General features: G+C 54.2%; 2 rRNA genes (1 of these 2 cut by a window edge). Both read right to left on the reverse strand.

The annotated features are described in order from the left end of the window. Positions 1–110: 110 nt before the first annotated feature. Positions 111–225, reverse strand: a 5S ribosomal RNA gene (rrf, locus tag VK792_RS19250). A gap of 118 nt (positions 226–343) precedes the next feature. Beyond that, positions 344–2,500, reverse strand: a 23S ribosomal RNA gene (locus VK792_RS19255) (it continues 1,277 nt past the right edge of the window).

Consider the following 2,500-nt stretch of genomic DNA (forward strand, 5'->3'; position numbering starts at 1 on the left):
CGTCTGTAGCTGTCAGCTGGATATGAACGGGTAAAACCGCCGAGCGGTTTGCTTGGCGGTTTTGTTTTTGTATTTTTTTTGTGTTTATCGAGAGGACTGTATCTTTCTAGGTTTGGCGGTGACCTACTCTCCCACGACTTGAGTCGCAGTACCATTGGCGCGGAGGCACTTAACTTCCGGGTTCGGAATGGAGCCGGGTGTTTTGCTCTAGCTATGACCACCAAACCGAGGAAGATACAGCGGCCCGGAAGTTATCCGGGCCTTTATTCAACGAGTGTTGTTTGTGTCAAGTATGTGTTGGTGTGATGCTTTTGATTTGAGTAACGGTTGTCTGTTACTGGATCAAATCAAGCCTATCGGACCATTAGTACCGGTCAACTGAATGCATTGCTGCACTTACATCTCCGGCCTATCGACGTGGTGGTCTACCACGGTCCTCAGGGATACCTTGTTTTGAGGGGGGCTTCCCGCTTAGATGCCTTCAGCGGTTATCCTGTCCGATCATAGCTACCCTGCACTGCTGCTGGCGCAACAACAGGTCCACCAGTGGATCGTTCACCCCGGTCCTCTCGTACTAGGGGCAACTCCTCTCAAGTATCCTACACCCACGGCAGATAGGGACCGAACTGTCTCACGACGTTCTAAACCCAGCTCACGTACCTCTTTAAACGGCGAACAGCCGTACCCTTGGGACCTGCTCCAGCCCCAGGATGAGATGAGCCGACATCGAGGTGCCAAACACTGCCGTCGATATGGACTCTTGGGCAGTATCAGCCTGTTATCCCCGGCGTACCTTTTATCCGTTGAGCGATGGCCCTCCCACTTGGGACCACCGGATCACTATGGCCGTCTTTCGACTCTGCTCGACTTGTCAGTCTCGCAGTCAGGCTGGCTTCTGCCATTGCACTCAACGAGCGATTTCCGACCGCTCTGAGCCAACCTTCGCGCGCCTCCGTTACGCTTTAGGAGGCGACCGCCCCAGTCAAACTACCCGCCACGCAGGGTCCCGGATCCGGATAACGGACCGCGGTTAGACATCAAGCATTGCAAGGGTGGTATCTCAAGGGAGGCTCCACAGGAACTGGCGTCCCTGCTTCGAAGCCTACCACCTATCCTGCACATGCAAGGCCTGATGCCAGTGCGAAGCTGTAGTAAAGGTGCACGGGGTCTTTCCGTCTAACCGCGGGAAGCCTGCATCTTGACAGGCAATTCAATTTCGCTGAGTCGATGTTGGAGACAGCGGGGAAGTCGTTACGCCATTCGTGCAGGTCGGAACTTACCCGACAAGGAATTTCGCTACCTTAGGACCGTTATAGTTACGGCCGCCGTTTACCTGGGCTTCAATTCGGAGCTCTCACCCCTCCTTTTAACCTTCAGGCACCGGGCAGGCGTCAGACCCTATACGTCGTCTTGCGACTTCGCAGAGCCCTGTGTTTTTAGTAAACAGTCGCCACCCCCTGGTTTGTGCCCCCGGATCCAAGTTGCCTTGAACCCGGGCCTCCTTCTCGCGAACTTACGGAGGTATTTTGCCGAGTTCCTTCAACATCGTTCTCTCAAGCGCCTTGGTATTCTCTACCAGTCCACCTGTGTCGGTTTAGGGTACGGTCTCATGGAGAGGCTATTTCCAGGGACCCTTCAGCAGCCCAACCAATCCGATAAGGTTGAACTACAGTCGTGATCCGTCACCATCTCCTGGCCCAGGAATATTAACCTGGTTCCCATCGACTACGCCTTTCGGCCTCGCCTTAGGGGCCGGCTTACCCTGCTCAGATTAGCTTTAAGCAGGAACCCTTGGACTTTCGGCGACAGGGTCTCTCACCCTGTTTGTCGCTACTCATGTCATCATTCTCGCTAGTGATCTCTCCACCGGATGCCTTACAGCCCGGCTTCACAGAAAGGTTCACATCCTCCAAGGCCTTCCGAAGAAGACTAAAGAGGATAGAACCTATGTCACACTACGCTCCGCTACCATGCCTTACGGCATCCTCAGCTTCGGCTCATGGCTTGAGCCCCGTTACATCTTCGCCGCAGGACAACTTGTTTAGACCAGTGAGCTGTTACGCTATCTTTAAAGGATGGCTGCTTCTAAGCCAACCTCCTGGTTGTTTTGGTCGTCCCACCTGCTTTCCCACTTAGCCATGAATTGGGGGCCTTAGCTGGAGGTCAGGGTTGTTTCCCTCTCCACGACGGACGTTAGCATCCGCCGTGTGTCTGCCATCTAGTACTCCCGGGTATTCGGAGTTTGGTTAGGATCAGTAAGCCTGTGGGGCCCCATTACCCATCCAGTGCTCTACCCCCCGGGGTATTCGGATGACGCTCTACCTAAATAGATTTCGCGGAGAACCAGCTATCTCCGAGTTTGATTGGCCTTTCACCCCTAGGCACACCTCATCCCGACCTTTTTCAACAGGTGTGGGTTCGGACCTCCAGTGCGTGTTACCGCACCTTCATCCTGGACATGCCTAGATCACTCGGTTTCGGGTCTGATCCAACGAACTCA

The organism is Mesobacterium hydrothermale (genome assembly GCF_035818635.1).
Taxonomy (GTDB): Bacteria; Pseudomonadota; Alphaproteobacteria; order Rhodobacterales; family Rhodobacteraceae; genus Mesobacterium_A; species Mesobacterium_A hydrothermale.